Origin of the sequence: Kitasatospora sp. NPDC059812, assembly GCF_042732075.1 — a bacterium.
GTDB lineage: Bacteria > Actinomycetota > Actinomycetes > Streptomycetales > Streptomycetaceae > Kitasatospora.
Window position 1 is genome coordinate 1 of record NZ_JBHWIO010000170.1, and the last position, 4,120, is coordinate 4,120.

The 4,120-nt window shown below is 72.2% G+C and carries 5 protein-coding genes and 1 pseudogene; 2 read left to right on the forward strand and 4 right to left on the reverse strand.

The features are described 5' to 3' along the window. Positions 1-100 precede the first annotated feature (100 nt). From ACFV6D_RS38625 to ACFV6D_RS38640, 4 genes are all read right to left on the reverse strand, one after another. Complete coding sequence (locus tag ACFV6D_RS38625; RefSeq protein ID WP_380563404.1) at positions 101-1,357, reverse strand: TolB family protein; 1,257 nt, start codon at positions 1,355-1,357, stop codon at positions 101-103. 249 nt (positions 1,358-1,606) lie between these two features. Continuing rightward, on the reverse strand, positions 1,607-2,377 hold the full coding sequence (locus ACFV6D_RS38630) for a 1-acyl-sn-glycerol-3-phosphate acyltransferase (protein WP_063350142.1): 771 nt from the start codon (positions 2,375-2,377) through the stop codon (positions 1,607-1,609). Between the two features lie 268 nt (positions 2,378-2,645). Continuing rightward, positions 2,646-3,071, reverse strand: coding sequence for a DUF4395 domain-containing protein (locus ACFV6D_RS38635; RefSeq protein ID WP_063350143.1), 426 nt, complete (start codon positions 3,069-3,071; stop codon positions 2,646-2,648). Positions 3,072-3,112: 41 nt separating this feature from the next. After that, positions 3,113-3,370, reverse strand: a complete 258-nt coding sequence (locus ACFV6D_RS38640) for a hypothetical protein (RefSeq protein WP_380563406.1) — start codon at positions 3,368-3,370, stop codon at positions 3,113-3,115. Between ACFV6D_RS38640 and ACFV6D_RS38645 the strand changes: the two genes are divergently transcribed. Together ACFV6D_RS38645 and ACFV6D_RS38650 are read left to right on the forward strand one after the other, a co-directional pair. Continuing rightward, complete coding sequence (locus ACFV6D_RS38645; protein ID WP_063351571.1) at positions 3,276-3,689, forward strand: thioredoxin family protein; 414 nt, start codon at positions 3,276-3,278, stop codon at positions 3,687-3,689. The two genes, ACFV6D_RS38640 and ACFV6D_RS38645, sit on opposite strands and share 95 nt — an antisense overlap. 264 nt (positions 3,690-3,953) lie before the next feature. Continuing rightward, positions 3,954-4,120: pseudogene (locus ACFV6D_RS38650) on the forward strand (electron transfer flavoprotein subunit beta); the annotation flags it as partial.

Here is a 4,120-nt window from a genome sequence, read left to right on the forward strand (position 1 = left end):
ACTGCAGGGGGGACCCTGTGGGAGAGTAGGACGCCGCCGAACAATCATTCACAGAGAACCCCCATCCGGGAAACCGGATGGGGGTTCTTTGCGTTGTGGTTCATTCGTCCTGGAGTTCTTCGTCCTCTTCCCACCGCCGCGATTGTGCCTGGGCCGACGCCCGGCCATCGGGTTGAGGCGGTACCGCCGCCGTTCCCCACGCCGGTCGGGTCAGCCAGGCGTCCCTGTCGTGGGTGAGCCGGGCGATGCCCGTCCCGTCCGGCCGCATGGTGTAGAGGTCGGCCCCGGAGCCGGCGGGGTCCTGGGCGAAGACGATGGACTTGCCGTCGGGCGCGTAGGCGGCGGTGCCGTAGAAGACGTCGGACGGGGCGGGGGTCAGCGCGCCGATGGCGGTGCCGTCGGGGTGGACGGTGTAGATGCCGCCGCCGGGGGCGTCGGCGCGGCCGGCCGGGTAGGTGGTGAAGAGGATCTGGGTGCCGTCGGGGGACCAGTTGGCGCGGTCTCCGGCGCGCAGTTCCCAGGGGGTGAGTTGCCGGAGCCCGGTGCCGTCCGCGGCGACGACGTAGATGGCGCGGCTGTTGGCGGGCTGACCGGTGGCGTTGGTGCGGTACTCGAAGGTGAGTTGCTTGCCGTCGGGGGACCAACTGGGGTTGCTGACCTGCCCGGAGTACGGCTTGTCGTTGGTGAGGAAGGTGAGCCGCTGGACGTCGGTGCCGTCGGGGCTCATCAGGTAGAGGTCCGAGTACTGGACCTGGTATTTGTCGGCCGGGTCGAGGGCGCCCCAGGAGCGGCTGAAGGCGAGTTGCTTGCCGTCGGGCGAGTAGGCGGGGGCGCGTTCGTCCTCGTTGGCGCAGTCGGCGGTGCCGGTCTCGCAGAGCTGGCCGATCTGCTGGGCTCCGTCGCCAGTGGTGGAGACCGTCCAGAGGCGGGCGGCGCCGCTCCGTGGGTCGGTCCGGTCGAAGGCGATCGTGCTGCCGTCCGGGGACCAGTCGGGGCGGTCGTCGCGGGTGCGGTCGGGCGGCTGGGTGACCTGGTGCCAGTTGGTGCCGTCGGGTGCGAGGGTCACGATGGCGCTGGTGGTGCGGGCGGCGTCGAGGAATTCCCCGCCGACGATCAGGCCGTTGTGCGCGGTGGCTGCAGGCGTTCCGGCGGCGGCGCCGACCACGCCGGGGCTCGCGGCGGCGGTCGTCGGCTCGGGTGCGGTGGAGGGGGCGTCCGCCTGGATCTCGGACAGGGGGATCTCACCGGGTTCGGCGCCGCACCCGGTGAGCAGGGTGCTCAGCAGCAGAAGGCCCGCACCGGCGCTGGCGCGGGTGCGGGCCTTGGGTGACCTGGGGGACTGCCGTGTGCGGGTCATCCGTGTCATATCCGCTCCGACCTTTCCGACCTCTCCGGCGTTCGCTCCGTCTCCGATGCAGGACGAAGGCCCCTCAAGGGGGCTGTCACTGTGTCAGACGGGGAGCGTCGGCGACCGGGCGACACGCGACGCCTCGCGTTCGGTCGATCACACGGAGTAGAAGGTCTCGCGGAGTGGCGGTGCGGAGCGGCGGTGCAGGGTGGCGGTGCGGGGCGGACCAGGGACGGGGCTGGTCAGCCCGTCAGCCCGTCAGCCCCGGGCGGCGCGGCGTTCGGCCTTGGCGAGAGCCTCCGCCTCGTCCTCGGCCTCGGCGACCTCCAGGGTGGGCGCGGTGCCGTCGAGGTGGGTGGGCAGCCACCAGGTGTCGTCCGGGCCGGAGGGCTTGCCGGGGTACTCGCGTTGGGCCTGGTCGAGCATCTCGCTCATGGCCGCGCGCAGCCGTCTGGTGACCATGACGGGCTTGTCGTCCGGGCCGAGGTGAATCGGTTCGCCGATCATGATGGTGACGGGGACGTGGCGCTTGGTCAGGGTCTTCGGGCGGCCCTTGGTCCAGAGCTGCTGGGTGCCCCAGAGGATGACGGGCAGCAGCGGGGTGCCGGAGTCGGCGGCCATCCGGGCGGCGCCGGTCTTGAACTTCTTCAGCATGAACGAGCGGCTGATGGTCGCCTCGGGGAACACCCCGACGACCTCGCCGGCCTTGAGGGCGCGCACGGCGGCCTCGTACGCGGGCTGCCCGTCGGTGCGGTCGACCGGGATGTGCTTCATGCCGCGCATCAGCGGGCCGGAGATCCGGTGCTTGAAGACGTCGTCCTTGGCCATGAAGCGGGTCTTGCGCTTGCCGCCGCGGTAGGCGCCGAGGCCGGCGAAGAGGAAGTCCAGGTAGCTGATGTGGTTGCTGACCAGTACGGCTCCGCCCCTGGCGGGGATGTTCTCGGCGCCTACGATCTTGATCCGCACGTCGAGCGCACGGAAGGCGGTGAGTGCGGCGCCGATCACCGGCGGGTACACGAACTCTGCCACGGTCAGTCCTGACTTCCACGGGCCGGAGCCCGGTACGGCGGGTACCCGCGTCGCTGAGTGGGGGCCGACCGGAGCGCGGCACGCCGCGGCGGTCACGGGTGATTCACGGAGATGATCCCCCGAACGAGTGCCTGCTGTCACCTGAGCCGTGCGGTCAAGCGGATATTCGCGGTGTGATCTCCGTGATGAGTTCGGGTGGGAACTTTTCCCTCCCCGGCGGCCTGGAGGCCCGGTCCGTCCCGAAGGCCCAGGGGGCCCAGGGTTGCGGTCAGGCTCCGGCGCCGAGGCGCCCCTGGGCGCGCCGGACGAGGGGGTAGATCTCGCGGCCGAGGCAGTAGCCGAACGCGGCGTTGAGGAAGGCCGCGGCCAGGGCGACGGCTGTGGCGAGTAGGCCGAGCCAGGCCACCCCGGTGAGGAAGCCGAGGGCGCCGACGGCGGCGAACACCAGGCCGACTCCCTGCGCGAAGCGGGGCGGCCGCTCGTCCTCGGTCTCGGAGGGCGGGGTCAGCCGGGGGAGGAGGAAGGCCTGGTAGAGCCAGCCGTAGGGGGAGAGCCGCAGGCCGCCGAACGCGCCGAGTGCGAAGACGAGGGCCTGGACGGCCAGCAGCACGTCGCTGCCGGTGATGAGGGCGGCGGCCAGGACGACCGAGGTGAGCGCGGCGGCGAAGCGGGGACCGCGAGGGTCGATCTGCACGAGGGCTCCGGGAGGGTCGCGACGGGCGGCGGCGGGGCGCGTCAGCGACAGCGGGAGGTGGTGGCCCGGCCCAGGTCGACGACGCGGCGGGAGGTCAGCAACGGCGGTGCGGTGCGGTCGGATTCCACCCGGCGATCGTACGCGGGCCCGGCCCGGTGGTCGACCTCCCTTTCGGGGCCCGGGGCCGCTGCCGCAGACTGGGGGATGGCCGGGTTGGTGGTGTGCGTCGTCGTGCCGGCGCCGGCGACCGCCTCCTGGCTGCTACGGGTACGGCGCGACGGGAGGCTGAGGGTGCGCACCAACGGCGGGGCGGTACGGCTGTCGGAGGCGGAGCTGGGCGGGGCGCTCGGCGAGCGGGCGACGCTGGTTCAGTTCTCGACGGCGTTCTGTCAGCCGTGCCGGGCCACCCGCCGGGTGCTCGCGGAGGTGGCCGGCATGGTCGACGGGGTGGCGCACGTCGAGGTGGACGCCGAGGAGCGGCTGGAGCTGGTCCGCCGGCTGGAGATCCTGCGCACGCCGACCGTCCTGGTGCTGGACGGGGGTGGCCGGGTGGTGCGCCGGGCGGCCGGACTGCCGCGCAAGGTGGACGTGATCGCGGCGCTCGGCGAGACGGTGTGAGCCGGGGCCCCGGCGGTCCTGTGGCGGATATGTAGCCCGATCAGGTGGTGTCGGGGTTGCCCTGGGGCAGGATGGGCGCAGACGGAAGTGCAGCCGCCCGGCCTAAGCTACTGGCCAGTAGTGACCACCGGACTACTGCCGAGTATGCTGCCAGGAAGTTCCGGACCGGCACGGGAACTCGCTGCCCGGAGCGGGTGCGCACCGTGTTCGCGCCCCGCTTGCACAGCCGCAGCCGCCGGACGAGACCAGTACAGGAGACAGGCCGTGAGCTTGAGGATCGTTGTCTGTGTGAAGTACGTGCCGGACGCGACGGGTGACCGTCGGTTCGCGGACGATCACACCACCGACCGGGAGGGTGTGGACGGCCTTCTGTCGGAGCTCGACGAGTACGGCGTGGAGCAGGCGCTGCGGATCGCGGCGGCGAACGAGGG